The sequence below is a fragment of the Siculibacillus lacustris genome (assembly GCF_004328075.1).
In the GTDB taxonomy this organism is placed as follows: domain Bacteria; phylum Pseudomonadota; class Alphaproteobacteria; order Rhizobiales; family Ancalomicrobiaceae; genus Siculibacillus; species Siculibacillus lacustris.
On sequence record NZ_SJFN01000052.1, the window covers coordinates 1 to 20263 of the forward strand.

Here is a 20263-nt window from a genome sequence, read left to right on the forward strand (position 1 = left end):
GATAGGCCCTGCTCATGGGTCAGGCGCAGGATCGTCCGGATATCTCTCACGGTCGTTCGTCTCGCTTGCTTCCGTCTGGGCATGTCGGCCTCTCTTCTTCGTGAGAGCCCAACCTGCCAAACGGCGCAGCCGAGAACCGGCCATCAAAACTGTCCGGGAATTACCGGAATTGCTGTCCGGGAATTAGTGAAAGAGCTGTCCGGAGATTACCGAAAACGCTGTCCGGACATTACCGAAACCCGCAACCTCAGCGAGCTGCTGCACGATGCGACCGAGATCGGCGCCGTAGTCCGTCGGCTGGCCGATCTTGTCGAGTTGATCGAAGGCGGTTTCCAGGCCGCGCCGGATGATCGTCATCTCCGCGCCGATCGCGGTGCCCTGGGTCTCGATCGTGCGCCGCAACGCCTCGAAGGCCGCCGCCGGATCGTTGGCGTCTGCATCGTTCGACGGGAGGTTTCTGCTGCTGTCGTCCGTCATTCCCAACCCTTACCTCTCGAGCCCGAGCCCGATATCCTGACTGCGCTGTTTCTCGGTGACGCTGCGATCGAGATCGCGGGCGAGGTCTTCGGTCTCCTGGACGCGTTCGGCAACCCCGAGGTCGCGACGACGGCCGTCGAGGAGGGAGGCCATTTGCGGGTCGAGGGAAAGGCTCTGCCCCATGGCCCGCATCTTCTCGGCGATCACAGCGCGCTCGCCGTCGAACTTCGGCCAGGTCGGAACCCGCTCGTAGGCGGACTTCAGCTCACGCCAGTCGGCGACGAAACGCTCGGCGCGAACGTGGGGATCGGCGGACGCCGCCCGCTCGGCCTCGAGGCCGGCGGCGAGACGGCCGACACGCTCCCGACCGGTGAGCGCAACCATGGCCTGCTGCATCTGCGGATCGTGGCGCAGGGCCGAGCGCATCAGATCGAGCGCACCCGGCCGAGCCTGGTCGAGCGCCTGTTCGGCGACATTGAGATCCTTCTTCTGACCCTCGAGGACGGGGAGGCGCTTCTCGAGCTGGGTCGAGATGGAGGTATGGGCCCGGGCATAATGGTCGATGGCACTCTCGAAGGCCGAGGCCGAGCGAACCCGCTCCAGCAGACGGTCGGGCGTCTGCGCCGGTGCCTCGGCCGGGCTTCGATCCACCGCCGGCACCACGGTCGCACGCGGCGGCACCTGCGCCCCACGGCCAGCCCCGAGCTTCAACCCGTCGAACATGCTGCGTCGAGGCGGAGTGACCGTCTCGCGTGCCGCCGCCGTGGGAGAATGCTCCCGCGCCGACACGCCGCGCTCACGCGTGCCCAGCTCGACCTCGATCTCGCTGCGGATGCCGAGACGCTCGGCGATCCCACGCCGTTCCGCAAACGCCCGATCGGCGGCGGCCTGCGGATAGTCGAGCGTCGTCTCCTTCGCCCCCGATCGCGACAGTCGAGCCTCGAGCTGGCGATAGGCGAGGGCGTCGGCGTCGTGTACCGCCCAGGCGTGACGCTCGACCATGGTGCCGACGGGAAGGCGAACCTCCTCCGACCCGGTGCGCTCGAGCCCGATCGTTGCACCCACCGCCGGTCGCGCCTCCGACATCGCCCGCTCGAGATCGACACCCCACACCGTGCGGCGCCCGCCGGCGGCGGTGTCCACCGTGACGAAGTAGCTGTCGCGGTTCTTCGGATCGTGCTCGTAGGGCGCCCGGCCGTGCGCGACCAAGCGCCCGGCCGGTGCATCAGCAAACACGTCACGGCCGACATGGAGCTGCACGCTCTCCCGGTGACGCGTCATCGCGACATAGGTCAGATGCCGGTCCATCGTCTCCGACGCCAACACGAAGGCCCGGTCGACGGTCGCGCCCTGGGTCTTGTGGATCGTGGTGGCATAGCCGTGATCGATCGCGTTATAGGTGTCGGTGAAGACCGACACGGCGCGCAATTCATCCCCTGAACCGAGCGCTGCCGCCCCGTCGAGCCGGGCGACCAGCTTGCCCGGCTCGACGGCTTCCACGGTGCCGAGCATGCCGTTCTTCACCCCGAGATCTCGATTGTTCTCCAGGAACACGATCCGATCGCCGGGCGCGAAAGACCGCATCCCGTCGTTGGTCTCGAACACCAGCTCGCCGGCAGCTTCCCCCTTCGCCAACATCCCGCGATCTTGAAGCGATGCGCGAATGTCGTCGTTGAGAGCCCGCACATCGGCACGGCGATGCGCCATGGCGACCCGAGTTCCCTCCGGGCGCGCCTCTCGATCCGCGAGGAGATCGCGAACGATCGCCGATCGCGCCTGGTCCCGCGTGTCCTCGAACCGAATGTCACCCCGCGCCCGATAGGCGGCGAGACCTTCGACGGTCCTGTGGGTGGCGAAGGCGACGGAAGCCTCACGCTGCCAGTCCACCCGCTGCCGGCGGATGTCCGAGAGCTCGACGTGTCCGACCCGCTCGGCGATGGCACGGAACGGTGCGCCGGCGCCGATCGCCTGCAGCTGCTCGTGATCGCCGACGAGAACCACCTTCGCCCCGCGCGCCTCGATCTCGTCGACGAAGCGGGCGAGCTGACGACTGCCCACCATGCCCGCCTCGTCGATCACGAAGACGTCGTCGCGCAGGAGGATCCCACGATCGTTCCGCCACCCGAGATCCCACGACGCCAGCGTTCGACTGGCAATGCCGGACGATTCCTCCAATCCCTCGGCCGCCTTGCCCGACAGCGCCGCACCGTGAACCCGGTAGCCCTGCGCTTCCCAAGCCTCACGCGCCGCCGCCAACATCGTCGACTTGCCGGCGCCGGCGAACCCGACGACCGCGGCGATCCGCTCCGGCCCGGTGACATGCTCGATCGCCCGCCGCTGCTCGTCCGACAGACGCGCTCCCGCAACGCGGCGATCCCGCTCGGCCCCGTCCATCTCGCCACGCGCGACCTTGCGCTCCAGGTCGTGAGAAACGCTCGACCGAATGGCCGCATCCTGACGTTCGATCGCCCGGTCCACATGCCGCCGATCGACGCCGGCGCCGCGCGCCTGGTGCAATCGCTCCGCCGCTTGCCCCATGCCGGTCTCGAGCCCGATCATCTCGCGGGTGGAATAGCGCGCACGCATCACTTCGCCGGTGTGCGGGTTCGTCTGCTCCGGCTGCAACTCGACCAGCGCCCGTGACGTCATCACCGAGGCGAAGGCGTTCTGGAACTCCTGCCGTTCATCGATCGCCCGGTGCAGCGCCCGCGCGATGTCGCGCCGATCGAACACGCTCTTCTCCTGCGTGATCAGCGTCAGCACCTGCTCGGGCTTTTCTCGGATCAGCGCGGCATTGCGCTCGGCTGCCGCCGCATCGAGCCGCACCCGGCCGACCGGGAGCCCCTGCCGTTCCATCTGTGTCGCATGAACACCGACATGCTCGGTCGGCTCGATCTCCAACCCGCAGTCGGCATGGCTGCGATGATCGATGCGAACATCCAGTCCCGCTCGCGCCAACTCGACGTTGGCGATGCTCTCCCACGACTGGCGGATATCGCGAAGCTGAACGTCCGTCGTCGCCAGTCCCTGCGTGAGAAGCCACTTGTTCTCTCGCTCGATCGACGACTTGCCCCCGAGCCCGCTCTCCGTCACCTGGCGCGTCGTCATCATCACATGGGCATGGTGGTTGCGAACGTCGCCCTCGCCATGGGGCACGTGGATCGCAAAGTCGACCGCCGCGCCGTAGCGGTTCGCCAGATCCTGGGCGAAGGAACGCACCGCCACCAACCGCTGTTCCGCCGTCAGCTCGAAGGGGAGGGCGATCTCGAACTCACGGGCGACACGCGCATCCCTGCGCGTCTCCGCCAACTCCGCCGCATTCCATAACGCCGATCGATCCCGTGCCCAATCGGCATTCACCCCATCCGGCAGAACGATCTCGCAATGATCGACCCCGCCGCGCCGCGTGAAGTCGTGGGTGATTCCATCGCGCTCATTGGTTAAACGCTCGGCGCAGCGATAGGCGGCAGCGGCGACGGCACTGCGCCCACTCGATCTCGAGATCGGCTTCATGCTGCAATGATAGATCGCCAAGCGACACCCTCCGGCCGATTTCACGTCTAACCGCATCTGAGTTGCACAGCAACTCGTAAGTGCGCCCTTGTGCCTTCTTCGCTGACGCTCATCCGCCTACGGTAGGGAGGTCCTGGAACCGCCGTGCCGTACTGTAGCGGCTTGCTGTTTTGAGAGACTGATGTCGCAACTTTCAATCGGAAGGGGAGGGCAGGTGCACTTGATCCGTCGACGGGTGCGGGTCTATGCCTGCACGCACTGATCACGAAGCAGGAGGAGTTCCCGTGGCACGGCTCACCATCGAGGAGCGGATCGCTCAGCTCGACGCCCGCAAGAAGGCGCTCGAAGCGCGCCTCACCAAACAGAACCGTGCGAGCGATACCCGTCGCAAGGTTCTCCTCGGCGCCTTCCTCCTCCATCGCCTCGAGGCCGGCCACGATGACGTCTCCAAAGGCTTGCGCGACTGGCTCCGGCGTGAACTCCCGGGCTTCCTCACCCGTGACTCCGACAAGCCGCTCTTCGACGATCTCCTGAAACCGTCCATCGATGCAGAACTCACCGTTCAGGTGGGGCCGGAGGCCTCGGCGTGATCCGCGACGAGGCGTTGCGCAAGCGGCTGCGCAAAGGGTTCTATTGGGGCGGCCTGTGCCTGTTCTGGGGGCTCGTCTTCTCCGCCACCTTGCTGTTCTGGGCCTGGTACTCGACCATCCTGTGGTTCACGCCGACCGCGATGGCCACCCGCCACATCGCCGTCCTCGTCGTCAAGGCCGCGCCCGTCGTCGCGGCCGTCGCCGGCTTCGTCAAAGGCTTCTGGTTCGTGCCCGATCCCGATGCGCTCTTCGGCTCCGCCCGTTGGGCAAACCGCAAGGAGATCGACGCCGCCACCCGGTTGCGCGACGGCCTTCTCGTCGGTCGCGATCCCGTGACCAAGAAACTGCTGCGCTACGACGGGCCAGCCCATCTCCTCACCATGGCGCCGACACGCACCGGCAAAGGCGTCGGCACCATCATCCCCAATCTCCTGACCCTCGACCGCTCCGTCATCTGCATCGACCCCAAGGGCGAGAACGCCAAGGTCACCCTGCGCGCCCGCGAGCGCTTCGGGCCCGTCCACATTCTCGATCCCTTCGGCGTCACCGGACGTGTCTCCGATGCCTTCAATCCGCTCGACCGCCTCGACCCCTTCGGCCTCGATGTCACTGAGGACGCCGGCACCCTCGCCGATGCCCTGATCGCCGATGAACCCGGGCAGGGCGGCGAGGCCCATTGGAACGAAGAGGCCAAGGCCCTCGTCACCGGTCTCCTCCTCCACATCGTCGCCCACGAGCCGTCGCCACGGCGCACCCTCGCCACCTTGCGCGAAGATCTCACCCTGGCGCCGGCGGCGTTTTCAAACCTCCTGAAGACCATGCAGGCCTCACCGGCCGTCGGCGGCCTCGTCGCCCGCGCCGCCAACCGTCACCTCGGCAAATCCGATCGCGAGGCCGCCGGCGTTCTCTCCGTCGCTCAGCGTCACACCCACTTCCTCGACAGCCCCCGCATGACCGCCGTTCTCGACCGATCGGATTTCTCATTCGCCGATCTCAAACGACGCACCGCCACCGTCTTCCTCGTCCTTCCGCCCGATCGCCTCTCGACCTACGCCCGCTGGCTCCGTCTCCTCGTCACCCAGAGCCTCCTCGACGTCGCCCGTGATCCCACGAAACCCGAAGCTCCGATCCTCTATCTCCTCGACGAGTTCGCGGCCCTCGGCCACCTCGCCCCCGTCGAGCGTGCCATGGGGCTCATGGCCGGATACGGCGTTCAGCTTTGGCCCATCCTCCAGGACATCCACCAGCTCCGCGCCACCTACGGCGCCCGCGCCGGCACCTTCCTCTCCAACGCCGGTGTCCTGCAGCTCTTCGGCGTCAACGACCTCGACACCGCCGACTGGATCGCCCGCACCATCGGCAAGACCGATGTCCGCTACTTCACCGATTCCTACTCCGAGGGCCGGGACACGTTCTCCGAACACGTCGCCGCCGGTAATCTCATCAACCCCGACGAGATCATGCGGCTTCCCGAGACCGGCATGATCCTGATGCAGAGCGGGAAGCATCCGGCCTGGGTCGACAAGATCCGGTATTACGCCGATCGCGAGTTCAGGGGGGCGTTCGATGAGCCGTGAGGCGGCAGATGAAACTCGCCCGGGACGATCGACATCCAACAGCATGTCGGCCTTCCGGGGTGTCGGATTGCAGCCCGATCTCGTCGAATGGCCGACGCTGGCCAATCAGCAATATGGGCTCTGAGCACGCGCGGACAGTCGACCTCGACCATTCCCCTCTATCGCACTGTGTGCTATAAAATGACCATTGATGCCCGATGGGCTGAAGGCTGAGGCTATGCGGGTATTTAAGAACAAGTCATTTGCGAGGTTTGCCCGGAAGGCTCGCATCTCCGATGACGTCCTGTGCGCGGCGATTGACGACGCTTCGCGGGGCCTCGTCGATGCCGATCTCGGCGGCGGCGTCGTGAAGCAACGGATCGCCCGGCAGGGCGGCGGCAAATCAGGTGGATTTAGGACGATCGTCCTGTTCCGCCTACGCGAGAGGGCTTTTTTCGTTCACGGCTTTGCCAAGAATGAACAGGACAACATTCGGGACGATGAACTCGAGGCATTCAAGATGCTCGCGGCCGAGATGATGGCCTACGACGATGACACCCTGGCGAGAGCCATAGTGAACGGAACCCTGATGGAGGTGATATGCAATGGCTAAGCAGTATCGCAGCCTGGTAATGGCCTCGATCCACGAAACGGCTGAAGGGCTGCACGCGGCCGGCGTCATGGACAAGCAGACGATGCGGAAGTTTGACGAGGCGTGCCTTACGCCTGTGCGTCCGCTCGCTCCCGGAGAAATTCGCACCCTACGTGAACGCGAGGGTGCCAGCCAAGCCGTGTTCGCCCGCTACCTCAACGTCACCACGAGCCTCATCAGTCAGTGGGAGCGCGGCGAAAAGCACCCGCAAGGCGCGTCCCTCAAACTGCTCTCTCTGGTCGCCAAACACGGGCTCAGCAAAGTCGCCTAAATTCTTCAACAGGCCCAAAAGTCTCTGAGGAATCCGGCATCGATCGACATGCCGATGACCGGAATGCGAGGCCTCAACAGGGGGTAGGTACTTCGGTGGTGCTTGTAGTTTCAACGTGTTAGTCTTGCTGCCAAGTGTAGCCTGATGTGGTAGGGTCTCCTCATGGTACCGAAAATGTCCCCGACCGCGAAACCGGGTATCAGCATATTCGTGCTGGGCGCCACGCACTTCGACAAGATCAGCGCCGTCGAGGGGCTGGCCCCTGATCTCACTATGCTCCAGGCCTTCCACGATATGGACCGCCAAGGCCTTTCGTCTGACGAGCGCGTCTGCTTTCTGAAAGCGAAGTACGGGCGGATGCCCGCCGCCATTCCCGACCCAACCGTTGACGAGGTAGGGTAAGCCGGAGCATGTCAGGATTCTTGTCAGTGATATTGAAAAGTGATACTATATGGAACTGAGCAGGAAGCATCAGGCGATCCTTGAAGCCATCTTCACCGATCCCGTGCGCGCCGGCATCGTTTGGCGCGATATCGAGGCCTTGTTGGAGGCCTGCGGCGCGGAGATCAGCGAAGGGCAGGGGTCGCGGGTGCGCATCGCCTTGAACGGCGTGCGCGCCGTGTTCCATCGTCCCCACCCCCAGAAGGAAACCGACAAGGGGGCGGTCAAGTCGGTGAGGCGCTTCCTGACTGAAGCGGAGGTAAGACCATGACCATGATGAGCTACAAGGGCTACGAGGCCGTCATCGAGTTCGATGACGAGGCCGAGCTGTTCCATGGCGAGGTGATCAATCTCCGTGATGTCATCACCTTTCAGGGGGCATCCGTCGCCGAGCTGAAGGATGCCCTGAAGGACTCGATCGAGGACTATCTGGCCTTCTGCAAAGAGCGTGGCGAGGAGCCGGAAAAGCCCTTCTCCGGCCAATTCGTCGTACGGGCCGACCCGGCGTTGCACAAGGCGGTGTTTTCGGCAGCCAAGCGGGCTGGCGTCAGCCTCAACAAGTGGGTTACAGCCACCCTCGAGCGTGCCGCGGTGTTGTGATGCCAAGCTGAGGCACCACTCCCACCTCAGTCTTTCTCCGGTTCCTTTCGGGAAGGGGCAGGATCGTTATTCGCGTACCGCGCTTTCAGTTCCGAAAAGACTTCGTCGACCGGGCGGACGCGGCCCGCTTCGGCGTCGGCGATCCCGCGTGCCAAGGCCGCGTCGAGGGCGGGGTCAGGGGAACCCAAGACCCTGTGCGCCTCTGCAACGGCGTTCTCGACGATGAAGTCGTTCAGGCTCTGGTGAGCAAACTTGGCCGCAGTCATGAGAAGCTGTTTGTCGTCGGCTGAAACGTCGAGGGTGAGCCGTTCGGTTTTCTGATCTTCCGCCTCGGCTTCCTTCTCGTCGAAGAGAAGCTGGAGTGCGGCATTCACGACGACGTCGGCCGAACATCCGTAGGCCGCCGCTTCGGCGTTCACGCAGTCGATCAGCTCGGGTTCCAGGTCGACCTCCAGCGTGCTGGTGAAGCGGGTCGGCTCTTCTTGATGGAAGCGGGCGATCAGACCCGCCATGTACGGGTCGACATCCTTGCCGTCGAGGGTACGGCCGGACAGGCGAACGTATTCCGGCAGCGGCACCAGAGCGAGGCGGTCACGGCTGCCCTCGGTGATGAAGACGGCCTGCCGTTCGGCAGCTGTCAGCACGCTTTCAGGGGCGGCCAGCAGGTCGTTCTGTGAGACGCGGGGAATGGGCATCAGAAGGGCTTTCGTTGATTTCAGGCGGCTGCCGCGAGGATGTGGAGGAGGCGATCCACCGTGAACCGGGACAGGTCGGCTTTTCGGATGCGCTGAATGTCAGCGGGGTCGACATGCGCCAGCTCGGCAGCCTCCCGGACGCTCAGGCTCTGCCGGTCGAGCGTGGCGATGATTTCAACCGCGAGCTGGGCCTTGAGCTGCTTCGCGTCGGCATTGGCATCGCCAAGGTCGGCAAACACGTTGCCGGTGCCCCGCGGAACTTCAGAACCGTCGCTCATGGGTCAGGCAATCGCAGGCCGGAAAGAAATCTGCCCCCGATCGCCGTCGGCAACGCGCGGACGAGAGATAATCTCGACATCACGGTCGAACCCGGTGAGGAAGGTCATCAGGCGATCGACGGAATATTCCCGGAAATTGCCCTTGAACAGGCGGGACACTTCCGGCTGGCTGATACCCATCAGCTCGCCAGCCCGCGCCTGCGTCAGTTTTCGTTCGTTGGTGAGGCGGTACAGCTCCGCGACAATCTGAGCCTTCAGAAAGTGGTTGTCCGCATCCGGTAGACCGAGATCGGCGAAGATATTGGGGCCGCTTTCGTGCACCTCAATCCGTTCCGTTTTCATTGTCCACTCTCCTGTTTCGTTCGTGCTGCTTGGTCGGCTTCAGCGTCCCGAAGGCGCTTCTTGACCAATTCAATGTCGCTTTGCGAGGTTTTTATCCGGTTCTTCGACTTCTTTTTGAAGGCATGAAGCACGTAGACCGCTGTCTCAAAGCGTACCGTGTAGACAGCACGGCAGGTGTCCCCGTCGAAATCTTCTACGAGCTCAACGATACCGCTACCTAAACCTTTCAGAAGCTTATCGGACGGAGGGTGTTGACCCGTTTTCGCCAGAAACAGCTCGAATCCGAAGCAATCCTGCACTTTAGGGGGAAAATCTCCGTATTCCTTCCGACTGGAACCGATCCAACGGAGGGCGCGAGCAGGGCGGGGCAACCTTTCCATCTGTACTATTTTATGAGTATAAACTCATATTTGTCAAGGCATTTTCCTGACAGGGGTATCGGATACCTCCGGCGCGGTGCCAAGCTCCAACCGCACCACGAGGCTGATAAACGGCGGCTCTTCCGGCCCGAGCAGGCTCGTTTGTGGGACCCAGCAGCATGTACCCCTTTTTTTAGGAGGTAGGTCAGGGCAATGGCGGCGGCCGTCGCCTGAAGGTCGAAGGGCTCCGGCGGGGCAATCAGGAACTGGGTTTCCCCCTCCGCCGCCGCTGTGGCCATGGCAGCGCCCACCACGGCGATGTCGAACAGCTCCTTGGCCATTGCCGCTCGTGCATCGGCCGCTTGGCACCGAACAGGAAAATGCGAGGCGGAAGAGCCTTTGTCCTGCCACCTTGGAGGCACTTTCGCTCGCTTCGCACGATTGTAAATATTCGCTGTGAGCGAACTTTTTTCGTTGACGTGGATGATGAAACGCCTTATCTCGTGATCCAGATCGGAGCTACGGAAGTAGAAGTCGTTTCATCCAGTACCGCCGCAAGGCAGTACGCGGAGAGGGCAACCTCTCTACCGCTTATCCGCCGCCACCGGGCTCTCCTCTGGGCCGGGCCGCGACGGCGAAGCAAGATCCGCCAACGACAGGCGGATCTTTGGCACTTGGGTTCAGTCGCTGTTTCCAACCTTTGCTGGCGACGACATTACGGCAATCAAGCCGTAAGCAGCAGAGGAGACAGGCATATGTCTGTTGAGAAGGACGATCTACAGCGACGGCGATTGAAAAACGGGGATGTACTGGCCAAATGGCTTCGTAATCCTCGCCTTCTACGCTGGTTGATTAAAGCAGGAATACTTGCCTACCGCCTCTGGCAATGGTGGGATTCCTCTTTCGATGGCCGTGATGGATAAATCGCTTCCCAATGTGTCTCTTTCAAAATATTATACAGAATTGAGGATATCTTTATGCTTTCCGAAGCCCTGAGGCTCATCCGCGTTTTTCACGACGCGAAGCAGACGGACCTGGCTGATCGGATTGGCGTGTCAAAGTCCTACATCTCCGAGCTTGAAAGCGGCAAGAAATCGCCAACACTTGAAGTCATTGAGAAGTACTCAAAGGAGTTTAGTATTCCTTCATCATCAATCTTGTTTTTTTCGGAACAATTGTCCGCCGACAAGAGCGTGAAAGGATCGAATAAGAGAAAATTTATTGCCTCAAAAATCATACAGATACTAAATTTCATCGACGAGAAGGCTAAGGTTCATCAACATGAATCCTAATATGGGCTACACTGAACGTGAAAGTCCATTTTTTCGCCTGAACTCAAAAAACAAGCTCGCGAAACTGCTGTTTATTGGGCTTCCAAAATTAAAGGAGCTAGCGGCAGGCGCTGACCTCTATTATTCGTTCCAGAAGGTAAAAAAGAGTGGCGGGATGCGCATGATTAGTGCACCACGCGATGATTTGAAGAAGGTTCAGAAACGTATTTCTGATCTTCTCCAGCGCATCGCTCCACCTGACTTTCTGTTCGCTCCCGTAAAAGGTAGGTCTTATGTTGACAATGCGGCGGTACATATTGGAGCGACGGCCGTTCATCTGCTCGATATAGAGGATTTTTTTCCGTCCTGCACCGCAAATAAGGTTATCTGGTTCTTTAAAACACGGTTCGAATGCTCTCCAGATATTGCCGTTATCCTGAAGAATATCGCCACGCGAAACGGATCGCTGCCACAGGGAAGCCCTTGCAGCCCGGCTCTGGCCTATTTCTGCTACGTAGATATGTGGAAAGAGATCGAAGCGCATGTAAAGCAACGCGGGTGCAAGCTGTCGGTCTACGCTGATGATCTGACGATTTCTGGCGACGTCGTGCCGGGCGAGCTCGTCTTCGACATCAAGGCAACCATGCTACGGCACGGGCATCAGTACAGTGCCAAGAAGGAGCGCAGCAAAATCATGAAGCCGGTCGAAATCACCGGCGTTATCGTCGCCAACAACCAACTTCTGATCCCAAACCGGCAGCACCGGAGCATTGTCATCGCCCAACGCAAATTGGGGAAGGAGAAGAAATTGCGGGAGCGGCTTAAAATCACGAACGAACTTAAAGGCCGAAACGCGCAAAAGAACCAAATCAAAAACCATCCGGGCCAGCCCACGACCGACGCCATACCGACGCCAACTGGATACTATCAAAGTACCACCCGTTCGACCTCATCGAGCGTCACCTCGTCCGATCGACGGTCATAGAGCTGGGTGGTGCGCGTCGAGGCGTGATTGGCCATGGCCGCCGCCTTCTCCAGCGTCCCGCCGTTCTTCAAGTAGGCGGTGATGCCGGTGGCGCGGAACGTATGGTTCCCGATCAGCGTCTCAATCCCCGCCGCCGCCGCTCTGCGGCGGATCATCACATGGGCGTTGCTCTGGTTGAGCGATGACCTGGAGAGCCGGTAGGTGCCCCGCTGAAGCGTCCGAAACAAGATCCCCTTGGGATCGGCGGCAAGCCCCGCCCCGTCGATGTAGGCCGAGAGCCAGGTCTCGAGATTGTGGTGGCAGGGCATCTCATGCACCTTGCCGCCCTTCTCGTGCAGCCGTACCCACAGGCGCCGGTTCTGCACGTAGACGTCTTCCACCTTCATTGAGAGCGCCGCGCCGATCCGCGCGAACGAATAGACCATGAGGCCGATGAGGGCGCGATCCCGCAGGCCCGCCGGTGTGGTGGCGTCGATGCTGTCCAGCAGCGCCCGCGCCTCCTCCGGCACCAGCACAGGCGTCTTGCCCTTCTTCGTGGAGTGCCTCGGCCCGCGCACGGCCGAGGCCGGATTGAACGGCATCACGCCGCCCGTCACCAGCCAGTCGAACAGCGCCCGCACCGCGGCGAGTTGCTGTTTCACGGTCGGCGGTGAAACATCCCGCCCCAGCTGCTCGACCCAAGCCGCCACATGCACCGAGGAGACGGTTTCGAGGGAGCGGACGCCCTTTCCTTCGGCCCAGCGACAAAACCCGCCTACGGCGCCCGTATAGGCGCGGCGGGTGTTTGGGTTGCGAATGTGAGCGGTGAAGAACTCCAGAAAGCGATACGCCGCCCGATCGCCAGAGCCGGCGATCAGGGCGGGAGCCATGGCGGTGGCGGGAACGAGGGCGTTAGAGTTTGACACCCGTGTACTCCTCGATCTGCTTCTTGATGAAGCCCTTCGCCAGATCCTTCAGGATGTCGGCTGTCCACCCGCCTGCGGCGAGCGCGCCCTTCTTGGTTTTTGCCCAGGTCTCCGGGTTGCGCACGGAATCGAGAAAGTCGTGCCCGGCCCAGCTCAGGCCACAAAACATGATCCCCCTGGCTGGGTTCGAGCGTGATTGTTCCAAAAACCCGGCGTTCTGGATCAGATCCAGATGATATGCGATCTGGTCGGCTGAATGCTCCGGAACGGCGACCTCTTCGTCTTCCGGTTGAAGATACATGTTTGCGCCAGACGGCAGGGGCAGCGCCTCAAGCTTCAGGAGCAACTCCCTGATCAGATCCATATCGCGCTGCATCGCTGCCCCTCTATATACATGATAAAGGACATTATCAGATATATGAGGGATGTGACAAGCACGCCATACGATGCTTCGTCTGACTATGCCGAGGCTTTCATCGGGAGATGGTTTCCGTTTTCGTCGCGGGCTGATCAAGCTGCTTTGGAGGCCGACGGCTTGTTGTCACGTCGGGCATCAATCAACACCACGTCACGGCTGTCACTGAGGTTAAGGTCCTTCAGGATGCCTTTGACTTTCACCAATTCACCTAAGGTGAAATAAATAATTACTTTAATTCCCGCCTTGGCATCGCTGGCCTTCTGGTATATTTCGACCTGATTCTCCAAATTTTTTGCCAGCTTGGTGTTTTTCGCAAGCTTCATCTCTACCAATGTCTTTTCTGTGCCACGACTTATTTTAAAGTCGACCGGACCGCGGCCATCGTTGGCCTCTGCTCCAAAATCAGAGGGTGTTCCAAACCAAACTAATCGAAAAAGGACATGTAAATCTTTCTCGCGCTCAATAGGAACACCCTTATCGTCGTAGAAGAACCGGTGTCCACCCTTGTTTTCGATTACGTCCTTTAGATACGCTAGGCGTGCGTGAGCCTCTTCATATGAGGTTCGCCCAACTTCATAAAATTTCGTGTCCGCCACAAGCATCGCCTGCAACGATTTTAACTGCCCTATAAACATGTATTCAATTGCCATCACTTTTTCCGCACTTGCATCTGACGCTTCATCACCATTTTTTTCTTTTAGACTAATGTAATAATCAATAATTTCCGGAAAGTGCCGCATCGTTGCAACGGCCGCTTTAGCTCGTTCTTCCTGTGTGGGCTCTCGTTCCTTCTTTCCCGGTTCCGCCGGGCGCCGTTTCAGCGCGTTCTCGAAATAGTTGGACACCGCCGATCGCAGCTGCATATCCGGAATAGCTGTCGGAACATTCTCAAATCCGGAAATTAGATCCCCTTTGTTGATCCAATTTTCGTCGCGGGTGAGCATATCCTTAGGCGTCAGAATGACATAGTCGCCGTTAACCCATGGCAGCTTGTATTTGGCTCGCGCCCAGGTTTGGGTATTGTAATCGAAGAAGGCACGCTCAACCCATACCTCCCTAACCGCCCCAGGCGGCAAATGAGCGGCTGCAAATACCTCTGTATATTTACAAAGGTACTCCTTGATCAGGTTGGTCGTAAAATCACTTATATTGTCTCGTCCGACTCCGTCCGAAACCAAGCACACCTTTTCCAGGTGGCTGCTCTCTGTAATCTGCTCATCGCCGAAGTTCGCGAAAATGACGTGGAGGTTGGCGTGTAGGTTTCTGGCGAAATCCATTCCGAGACCAGCCCCTCCGTTTCCTGACACCGAGAAACCCAGCCAGTTCTGCTTAACTTCTTTAAAGCAATACCAGTTTCGCAAATCACCATCATTGACAACACCAGCGGCCGCGCGATCCCGCAGAAACACTAAATAATTGATGATTGCTTCGTGAAGCTCGGCATATTCCGCCTTGTCACTATGGAACAGGAGGAATGGATCAATGAATAGAGGAAGGTCGTTTACGATTGAAATATTTAAAGCCCCGTACTCTTCAAAAATATCTGCATCAATACCGAAATAGTCACTAATAAATGTCGACATAAAATCACCTTTGCAATTTCACGTTATTCATGCCGACCGCTGGCGGAGACTCCGGCATAATCGACAGTCGCTCCCGTTTGCGGGATTATTATGCATTGAATTTATGCGCCGGAGAAGTGCAGCAGTAGAAACAACTCGTTCCAGATGCACCGCCGTCATGGCCGCAGCCTCGATATCGTGCTGTGCGACACGTTGAACGACCGGGCGATGTCTCGCACGATCTCACCCGCCGCGCGGCGTTCAAGAGCCTCGCCGGCTTGGTGCGGCGTGAGCTTGGGTTTCCGGCCGAACTTCACGCCACGGGCTTGGGCGCGGTCGCGGCCTTCCCCGGTGCGGGCGCGGATCAGCTCTCGCTCGAACTCGGCGAGCCCTCCCAACACTGTCAGCATCAAGCGGCCGTGGGGCGTGGTGGTGTCGGCCCACTGGTCGCCGAGCGACCGGAAACCCGCCTTCCTCTCTGTCACCGTGGCCAGCACGTTGAGAAGGTCGCGGGTCGACCGGGCCAGCCGGTCGAGGCGCGTCACCATAATGACGTCGCCGGGCTGGAGCACGGCCAACATCCGCCGGAGTTGGGCGCGATCGGTCTTCGCACCGCTCGCCGTCTCCTGAAACACCTTCTCCGCTCCGGCCGCCGTCAGATGCTCCACCTGTGCGGCAACGCTTTGCCCGTCGGTTGAGACCCGCGCATAGCCGTAGATCATTCAGGGAGCCTCCGGGCAGGCATGGGCGGAATGTCGTCCTTCCCGGCCATGACGTTCCAATAGGCCCACGAGCGGGCGTCCATGATACCTGGCGGAGCCTGTTCCACGGCCTCCCGAAAGCCGTCGTCGCCGACGTAGCGGCGCACCACGGCCACGTCATCCGGGGTGCCGTAGGTCATCACGTAGGCCAGAAACCGCACCGGATCGGTCAGCGCTTTTTCCGGCGCCTCGAACCAGATCACCCGAGGGGCGACCGCCAGCAGGTCGGCGTTGTAGGGGAGCGGCTTCATGCGCGGGGCTCCCTCACCTTGACCGCCGCCAGATGCGGCAGCGCGTGGACGTCGACCGCACGAACGGCCCTTAAAAGGTCTTTTCGGATGCTGGCGGGCAGTTCCTTCAGCGCCGGGTCGTCGTGATAGCTGATCGCCTTCAACGAAATGAGCGGGTTGAACTCCTCCGCATAAATGATGGCTGCCGCCGCCAGCATGGTCGGCAGGTCGATGCGAGCGATCGTCAGCAGGGCGTGGAGGTCGAGGTAGTCTTTCACTTCAGCCCGCTGGGTGACAACAGCCACCTTCATGCCAGAGAGGTCGACCAGTGATGCCACCGGGAACGCGGGGCCTTCCACCAGCTCGGTAGGCTGCACCTGCCCGAGCCGGAGCCCTCCGAAGAAGGAGAGCTGCACCGGCCCACCACGGTCTACCGACACGGTCAGGGTGTTGGCGGCGGATTGCCGGAGGGTGCCGCCCTTCAGATACGGCAGCGCTACGTTCAGCTCGGCCGGGACAAAGGGAACGGTCGAGAAGAAATCGAAGTCGACCGAGAACCGGTGCCCGAGCCGCAGGGCAATGGCGGTGCCGCCGTAGAGGGTGAAGGCGTGAGGGGTCGAAGCCAGCTCCGGCCAGAGCCGCCGCTGAGGGTCAGGGAGAATGTCGAGGCTAGGTGTGAACATGCCTCAATATGCACCGGATATATGCACCTGAAAAGAGAAATCAAACCAGATGCTTGGTTTTGGTGCAAAAATCACGAGTTTCGCACGGCCATCAGAGTGACATACGCAACATCGCCTCTCACTCCGTGCCGATGCACGGAAGTCGCGCGGCTTAGAAGGATGCTGCCGGATGGACGATTAGAGGCTTTTCGACCGCAATCGGTGCCTGTAGAACGGGCATGCGCACTTACCACCTCCCTCTATTCCAGATAGAATTCCCTCCAAACACACCAATCGGACAATATTTCTATGGCTGAAAGCTACCAGACGCTCTTGTCCGACTCCTATCTCCGAGCGGTTTACGATGCGGAGTTTAGGCTCTTCCAGAATAGTCCCGCTGACGTAGACCTCAAAGAGCGTCTATTAAAATGGTCTGCCAAGACCTTTCAAAAGGAAACCTCTGCCGAAGCCACCTTTATTAATCTCTTTTTTGAGACGATATGGGGCTACACGCCAAGCGGCAAATCGCACGCCGAACATGGCTTCACTTGTTACTCTCAGTTTCCGGTCTCTGGTGCGGGGGCTGGTGGCGCTGTTGGCCAAGCGGATGCCGCACTTGGCTTCTTCGACCGCGAAGGAATTCCTGCCACACCCCAAGTACTTTGCGAATTTAAGGACGTACGCTCAAACCTCGATGGTCCGCAGAAGCGAAAAGGAAATAACCGCTCGCCCGTCAAGCAATGTGCCGACTACCTTCGCGAGGCAATGAAGCCCCTATACGGTAACGAGGCGATCCTCCCCACTTGGGGCATCGTCTCGGATATGAATGAGTTTCGTCTGTATTGGCGAAACACAATGCCGAGCCAATATCAACGCTTTGTACTCAAGAAAGGCACTACAGACGAGGGCGTTTCACTCCTTGCTGACGGTGAGGCTGCCAGTTTTCAACGCTTCTTGTTCGCCCATCTTTTTCACGCGGACAGTCTCCTCACGGCTGGTGGCCCATCTCCTCTTTTGAAGCTGCTGAAGGACCAGCGATTCCAAGAAAAGGCGATCGAAAAAGCCTTTTATCTTGAATATAAGGCATACCGCGAACACCTCGTGGACCTCTTGATTGCCCATAACCCCGACTTTACCAGTACAAAGGGGCGACTTGTACGGTTAGCCCAGAAACTCATTGACCGTTGTATATTCGTCATGTTTTGTGAAGACATGGGTGAACAACTCAGTTTCCCGCCGAACGCTTTGCGCGACTATTTGAGCGACCTAAGCAAGTCCCCATATTTTCAGCCGGACGAGTATGACGCGTGGAACAAGCTCAAAGAACTTTTCCACGCCATGAATCTCGGCCGAAAATTTCTTTCTCATAAGATCAATAGGTTCAACGGCGGCCTCTTCTCGGCCGATGCCGATCTGGACGCGCTCAATATACCCAATGAAGCATTTTGCGCCAAAATGCAGGGCGAAAATGACACGGCCCTTCAATCTAACCGCTTAACGTTACTCTACTTCGCCGGTTCTTATAATTTTGGCACCGCAAATTCTTCCGGCTCTTCTGTGACGCTATACACGCTCGGCCGCATATTCGAACAGTCTATTACCGAGCTTGAGGCGCTGGAAGCAGAAAAGGACGGCCGCGCATCTCTCACCGATGTATCAAAGCGCAAGCGCGACGGCGTATACTACACACCCGAGTGGGTGGTTGAACGGGTCGTAGCCGAAACCCTTGGCGCGCGACTTGACGAAATCCGATCTGATCTCGGCTGGAGCTTCGACCTAGAGGGCGACGAAGAGACTTTAGAGCCTGACTCAAAAGCCTACTTTCGGGCGAGCCGCCTGATGCCGAGTTGGATCGCGGCGAGGGTGACGAACGCGTGGAGCGTCTCGGCGAGGTTCTCCCAATCCTTGGCCAGTCGGCGGTTTCGACCGAACCACGAGAAGGTGCGCTCGACCACCCACCGGCGCGGCAGGACGACGAAGCCCTTCATGTCGTCGGTCCGCTTCACGATCTCCATGCGCAGGGTCGGCACCGCGGCGACCGCATCCTTCACCTGATGCGCATTGTAACCGCCGTCGGCCCAGACCAGTTCGAGCCAAGGAAAGCGGTTACGGATCTTGTCGAGGACCAACGCCGCCCCGTCCCGGTCCTGAATGCCGGCGGAATGGACGACGACGCGCATCGGCAGGCCGATAGTGTCGACGAGGGCGTGGATCTTGCGGCCCTTTACCTTCTTGCCGGCGTCGTAGCCCACTGCGTCGTCTTTACCGCCCCCTTTTCGGCCGCCTTCAGCGACTGGCTGTCGATGATGGCGGCGGACGGGCTGGCCTCGCGCCCCTCGCGTTCACGCAAGACCATGTGGAGTTCGGCCCAGATGGCGTCCCAGGTTCGGTCTCGCTGGAACTTGCGGAAGATGTTGTAGACCGTCGAGCGCGGCGGAAACCCGTCGGAAGGCAGGTAGCGCCACGGGCAACCGGTGCGCAGCAGGTAGAAGATGGCGTTCATCGCCGCCCGCATGTCGGTCTTGCGCGGCCGCCCACCTGGCGAGGCCGGTGGAATCAACGGGGCGAGCTGCCACCACTCCGCATCCGTCAGATTGCTTGGAAAACGCTCGCTTTCCCGCCGATGGATTGCCTGCTGCTCCGCCGTCCACATCCCAAATCACCGCTCCAAACATCTCGGAATCGGTGAATCACGCAACCTCGCCGAGCGCAACGACCTTTTGGGTCAGGCTCTTAGCCAAGCAGTGGGCGCGTGAACCATCCAAGCGTAGCGAGGCTTTTAGGAAGCATGCCGCAGCCGTCCAAGCCTTCCAAGCGCGGCTTGACCGCTTTACGGTTCTTGACCCGGCCTGCGGATCAGGCGCCTTCCTGATTCATACATTAGAATTTCTCCTGCGGGAACGGCGCCGTACACAACGCGAATTGGCGTTGGTAACCGGCGGCAAGCGCGAGGGACTTTTCGACTTCAAAGCTGACGATGAAATCCGCCATATCCTTTCACAAAACATTTTTGGCGTCGACATCAACCCGGCCTCAGTGGAGATCGCGCGGCTTGCGCTTTGGCTACACACGGCCAAATCCGATCAGCCCCTTTCAAACCTAGACACCAACATTGTCGAGGGTAACTCACTCGTCAGCAGTGAGGTGTACACGTTTAAGGCGGACTTGCTCACTGCTACGGCAGTGACCATAGAAACGATCAATGCGTTCGACTATGATGAGCGATTTCCTACCGTATTTGACACGAAGCAGCCCGACGGTCCGGGCTTTGACTGCATCGTGGGAAACCCACCATACGTAAAGCTTCAAAATTTCAAGAAGGTATATCCGGAGACTGCTGACTTCCTGCGCAATGCGAGGTATACGAACGGACTACCGAGGTATGCGAGCTGCCAGACTGGCAACTTTGACCTATACCTTCCGTTCATTGTGAGGTGGTCCCCGTCGGGCGGGCAGTTCGGTAAGCTTGGGTCGACCTGAGAGAAGGACGATCCCGATGACGGGGAAGCGGAAGCGGTATTCGGCAGATTTCAAGGCGAAGGTCGCGCTGGAGGCGATCCGGGGCGAGGCGACCGTGGCGCAGCTGACGGTCAAGTACGGCGTCCATCAGACGATGATCAGCGCGTGGAAGAAGCAGGCGGTCGACGGAATGTCAGGCGTCTTCTCCGGGAAAGCCGAAGCGGTGGAGAACGCGC

At 60.2% G+C, this 20263-nt stretch carries 24 protein-coding genes and 1 pseudogene; 12 read left to right on the forward strand and 13 right to left on the reverse strand.

The window, feature by feature from the left end; translation table 11 throughout:
• Nucleotides 1–183 precede the first annotated feature (183 nt).
• Both EYW49_RS21370 and traA read right to left on the reverse strand, forming a co-directional pair.
• The gene (locus tag EYW49_RS21370) at nt 184–477 is read right to left on the reverse strand and encodes a DUF6118 family protein (protein WP_131311660.1); all 294 of its coding nucleotides are present in this window, start codon (nt 475–477) and stop codon (nt 184–186) included.
• A 9-nt stretch (nt 478–486) separates the two neighbouring features.
• Nucleotides 487–4011, reverse strand: coding sequence for a Ti-type conjugative transfer relaxase TraA (traA, locus tag EYW49_RS21375; RefSeq protein ID WP_206365529.1), 3525 nt, complete (start codon nt 4009–4011; stop codon nt 487–489).
• A 263-nt stretch (nt 4012–4274) separates the two neighbouring features.
• On the opposite strand from traA, the gene EYW49_RS21380 reads away from it, so the two are divergent.
• From EYW49_RS21380 to EYW49_RS21410, 7 genes are all read left to right on the forward strand, one after another.
• The gene (locus EYW49_RS21380; RefSeq protein WP_131311662.1) at nt 4275–4580 is read left to right on the forward strand and encodes a mobilization protein; all 306 of its coding nucleotides are present in this window, start codon (nt 4275–4277) and stop codon (nt 4578–4580) included.
• Nucleotides 4577–6157, forward strand: coding sequence for a type IV secretory system conjugative DNA transfer family protein (locus EYW49_RS21385; protein WP_228259707.1), 1581 nt, complete (start codon nt 4577–4579; stop codon nt 6155–6157). Before EYW49_RS21380 ends, EYW49_RS21385 begins: the two co-directional genes overlap by 4 nt.
• 190 nt (nt 6158–6347) lie before the next feature.
• Nucleotides 6348–6749, forward strand: a complete 402-nt coding sequence (locus tag EYW49_RS21390) for a type II toxin-antitoxin system RelE/ParE family toxin (protein WP_228259708.1) — start codon at nt 6348–6350, stop codon at nt 6747–6749.
• A complete protein-coding gene (locus EYW49_RS21395; protein ID WP_131311663.1) occupies nt 6742–7059 on the forward strand; it encodes a helix-turn-helix domain-containing protein in 318 nt (105 codons plus the stop codon). The genes EYW49_RS21390 and EYW49_RS21395 overlap by 8 nt, the downstream gene beginning before the upstream one ends.
• A 174-nt stretch (nt 7060–7233) precedes the next feature.
• Nucleotides 7234–7461: a hypothetical protein gene (locus EYW49_RS21400; RefSeq protein ID WP_131311664.1), complete on the forward strand. Its 228-nt coding sequence runs from the start codon at nt 7234–7236 to the stop codon at nt 7459–7461.
• Nucleotides 7462–7510: 49 nt separating this feature from the next.
• A complete protein-coding gene (locus EYW49_RS21405; RefSeq protein WP_131311665.1) occupies nt 7511–7771 on the forward strand; it encodes a type II toxin-antitoxin system HicA family toxin in 261 nt (86 codons plus the stop codon).
• Nucleotides 7768–8100 (forward strand): type II toxin-antitoxin system HicB family antitoxin, encoded by a 333-nt coding sequence (locus EYW49_RS21410; protein WP_131311666.1) that lies wholly within the window; start codon nt 7768–7770, stop codon nt 8098–8100. The genes EYW49_RS21405 and EYW49_RS21410 overlap by 4 nt, the downstream gene beginning before the upstream one ends.
• Before the next feature lie 26 nt (nt 8101–8126).
• Here the strand turns inward: EYW49_RS21410 and EYW49_RS23680 are convergent, their stop codons facing one another.
• Genes EYW49_RS23680 through EYW49_RS21430 form a run of 4 tightly spaced genes read right to left on the reverse strand, consistent with a single transcriptional unit; the run spans nt 8127 to nt 9795 of the window.
• On the reverse strand, nt 8127–8795 hold the full coding sequence (locus EYW49_RS23680) for a type II toxin-antitoxin system TacA family antitoxin (RefSeq protein ID WP_131311667.1): 669 nt from the start codon (nt 8793–8795) through the stop codon (nt 8127–8129).
• Between the two features lie 20 nt (nt 8796–8815).
• A complete protein-coding gene (locus tag EYW49_RS21420; RefSeq protein ID WP_131311668.1) occupies nt 8816–9073 on the reverse strand; it encodes a helix-turn-helix domain-containing protein in 258 nt (85 codons plus the stop codon).
• A gap of 3 nt (nt 9074–9076) precedes the next feature.
• Nucleotides 9077–9415: a helix-turn-helix domain-containing protein gene (locus tag EYW49_RS21425; protein ID WP_131311669.1), complete on the reverse strand. Its 339-nt coding sequence runs from the start codon at nt 9413–9415 to the stop codon at nt 9077–9079.
• On the reverse strand, nt 9412–9795 hold the full coding sequence (locus EYW49_RS21430) for a type II toxin-antitoxin system RelE/ParE family toxin (RefSeq protein WP_131311670.1): 384 nt from the start codon (nt 9793–9795) through the stop codon (nt 9412–9414). The genes EYW49_RS21425 and EYW49_RS21430 overlap by 4 nt, the downstream gene beginning before the upstream one ends.
• Nucleotides 9796–10751: 956 nt before the next feature.
• Here EYW49_RS21430 and EYW49_RS23755 point away from each other — a divergent pair.
• Nucleotides 10752–11066 (forward strand): helix-turn-helix transcriptional regulator, encoded by a 315-nt coding sequence (locus EYW49_RS23755; protein ID WP_131311671.1) that lies wholly within the window; start codon nt 10752–10754, stop codon nt 11064–11066.
• Nucleotides 11056–12030: a reverse transcriptase family protein gene (locus tag EYW49_RS21440; protein ID WP_131311672.1), complete on the forward strand. Its 975-nt coding sequence runs from the start codon at nt 11056–11058 to the stop codon at nt 12028–12030. The genes EYW49_RS23755 and EYW49_RS21440 overlap by 11 nt, the downstream gene beginning before the upstream one ends.
• Here the strand turns inward: EYW49_RS21440 and EYW49_RS21445 are convergent.
• The 6 genes from EYW49_RS21445 to EYW49_RS21470 form a co-directional block, all read right to left on the reverse strand.
• Entirely contained in the window at nt 11973–12899 is a 927-nt protein-coding gene (locus tag EYW49_RS21445) for a tyrosine-type recombinase/integrase (RefSeq protein ID WP_131311673.1), read from the reverse strand. The two genes, EYW49_RS21440 and EYW49_RS21445, sit on opposite strands and share 58 nt — an antisense overlap.
• Nucleotides 12900–12921: 22 nt before the next feature.
• Nucleotides 12922–13311 (reverse strand): DUF2513 domain-containing protein, encoded by a 390-nt coding sequence (locus tag EYW49_RS21450; RefSeq protein ID WP_131311674.1) that lies wholly within the window; start codon nt 13309–13311, stop codon nt 12922–12924.
• Between the two features lie 134 nt (nt 13312–13445).
• Nucleotides 13446–14936: a hypothetical protein gene (locus tag EYW49_RS21455; RefSeq protein ID WP_131311675.1), complete on the reverse strand. Its 1491-nt coding sequence runs from the start codon at nt 14934–14936 to the stop codon at nt 13446–13448.
• A gap of 155 nt (nt 14937–15091) precedes the next feature.
• On the reverse strand, nt 15092–15637 hold the full coding sequence (locus EYW49_RS21460; RefSeq protein WP_131311676.1) for a recombinase family protein: 546 nt from the start codon (nt 15635–15637) through the stop codon (nt 15092–15094).
• Nucleotides 15634–15927 carry a hypothetical protein gene (locus EYW49_RS21465; RefSeq protein ID WP_131311677.1) on the reverse strand — a complete coding sequence of 98 codons (294 nt, stop codon included), beginning with the start codon at nt 15925–15927 and terminating at the stop codon, nt 15634–15636. Before EYW49_RS21465 ends, EYW49_RS21460 begins: the two co-directional genes overlap by 4 nt.
• Complete coding sequence (locus EYW49_RS21470; protein ID WP_131311678.1) at nt 15924–16589, reverse strand: nucleotidyl transferase AbiEii/AbiGii toxin family protein; 666 nt, start codon at nt 16587–16589, stop codon at nt 15924–15926. Before EYW49_RS21470 ends, EYW49_RS21465 begins: the two co-directional genes overlap by 4 nt.
• Nucleotides 16590–17423: 834 nt before the next feature.
• Here EYW49_RS21470 and EYW49_RS23685 point away from each other — a divergent pair.
• Nucleotides 17424–17954, forward strand: a pseudogene (locus EYW49_RS23685) (type IIL restriction-modification enzyme MmeI); the annotation flags it as partial.
• 431 nt (nt 17955–18385) lie between these two features.
• Here the strand turns inward: EYW49_RS23685 and EYW49_RS21475 are convergent.
• Nucleotides 18386–19221 (reverse strand): IS5 family transposase gene (locus EYW49_RS21475; RefSeq protein ID WP_228259709.1). Its coding sequence is split into 2 segments (ribosomal slippage): nt 18386–18819 and nt 18819–19221, totalling 837 coding nucleotides; the frame shifts between segments, so codons are not numbered across the junction.
• A gap of 32 nt (nt 19222–19253) precedes the next feature.
• On the opposite strand from EYW49_RS21475, the gene EYW49_RS21480 reads away from it, so the two are divergent.
• Together EYW49_RS21480 and EYW49_RS21485 are read left to right on the forward strand one after the other, a co-directional pair.
• The gene (locus EYW49_RS21480; protein WP_165498368.1) at nt 19254–20048 is read left to right on the forward strand and encodes an Eco57I restriction-modification methylase domain-containing protein; all 795 of its coding nucleotides are present in this window, start codon (nt 19254–19256) and stop codon (nt 20046–20048) included.
• A gap of 16 nt (nt 20049–20064) precedes the next feature.
• Nucleotides 20065–20263: transposase (locus tag EYW49_RS21485; RefSeq protein WP_131311680.1), on the forward strand; the 199-nt coding region annotated here is incomplete at its 3' end.

What these genes read in the sequence shown, in the direction of transcription:
- EYW49_RS23680 (WP_131311667.1), bottom strand. Translation starts at nt 8,795, where the DNA reads ATGCCCATTCCCCGCGTCTCACAGAACGACCTGCTGGCCGCCCCTGAA.
- EYW49_RS21420 (WP_131311668.1), bottom strand. Translation starts at nt 9,073, where the DNA reads ATGAGCGACGGTTCTGAAGTTCCGCGGGGCACCGGCAACGTGTTTGCC.
- EYW49_RS21410 (WP_131311666.1), top strand. Translation starts at nt 7,768, where the DNA reads ATGACCATGATGAGCTACAAGGGCTACGAGGCCGTCATCGAGTTCGAT.
- EYW49_RS21445 (WP_131311673.1), bottom strand. Translation starts at nt 12,899, where the DNA reads ATGGCTCCCGCCCTGATCGCCGGCTCTGGCGATCGGGCGGCGTATCGC.
- EYW49_RS21470 (WP_131311678.1), bottom strand. Translation starts at nt 16,589, where the DNA reads ATGTTCACACCTAGCCTCGACATTCTCCCTGACCCTCAGCGGCGGCTC.
- EYW49_RS21370 (WP_131311660.1), bottom strand. Translation starts at nt 477, where the DNA reads ATGACGGACGACAGCAGCAGAAACCTCCCGTCGAACGATGCAGACGCC.
- EYW49_RS21395 (WP_131311663.1), top strand. Translation starts at nt 6,742, where the DNA reads ATGGCTAAGCAGTATCGCAGCCTGGTAATGGCCTCGATCCACGAAACG.
- EYW49_RS21390 (WP_228259708.1), top strand. Translation starts at nt 6,348, where the DNA reads ATGCCCGATGGGCTGAAGGCTGAGGCTATGCGGGTATTTAAGAACAAG.
- EYW49_RS21460 (WP_131311676.1), bottom strand. Translation starts at nt 15,637, where the DNA reads ATGATCTACGGCTATGCGCGGGTCTCAACCGACGGGCAAAGCGTTGCC.
- EYW49_RS21455 (WP_131311675.1), bottom strand. Translation starts at nt 14,936, where the DNA reads ATGTCGACATTTATTAGTGACTATTTCGGTATTGATGCAGATATTTTT.
- EYW49_RS21440 (WP_131311672.1), top strand. Translation starts at nt 11,056, where the DNA reads ATGAATCCTAATATGGGCTACACTGAACGTGAAAGTCCATTTTTTCGC.
- EYW49_RS21400 (WP_131311664.1), top strand. Translation starts at nt 7,234, where the DNA reads ATGTCCCCGACCGCGAAACCGGGTATCAGCATATTCGTGCTGGGCGCC.
- EYW49_RS21465 (WP_131311677.1), bottom strand. Translation starts at nt 15,927, where the DNA reads ATGAAGCCGCTCCCCTACAACGCCGACCTGCTGGCGGTCGCCCCTCGG.
- EYW49_RS21430 (WP_131311670.1), bottom strand. Translation starts at nt 9,795, where the DNA reads ATGGAAAGGTTGCCCCGCCCTGCTCGCGCCCTCCGTTGGATCGGTTCC.
- EYW49_RS21450 (WP_131311674.1), bottom strand. Translation starts at nt 13,311, where the DNA reads ATGCAGCGCGATATGGATCTGATCAGGGAGTTGCTCCTGAAGCTTGAG.
- EYW49_RS23755 (WP_131311671.1), top strand. Translation starts at nt 10,752, where the DNA reads ATGCTTTCCGAAGCCCTGAGGCTCATCCGCGTTTTTCACGACGCGAAG.
- EYW49_RS21425 (WP_131311669.1), bottom strand. Translation starts at nt 9,415, where the DNA reads ATGAAAACGGAACGGATTGAGGTGCACGAAAGCGGCCCCAATATCTTC.
- EYW49_RS21405 (WP_131311665.1), top strand. Translation starts at nt 7,511, where the DNA reads ATGGAACTGAGCAGGAAGCATCAGGCGATCCTTGAAGCCATCTTCACC.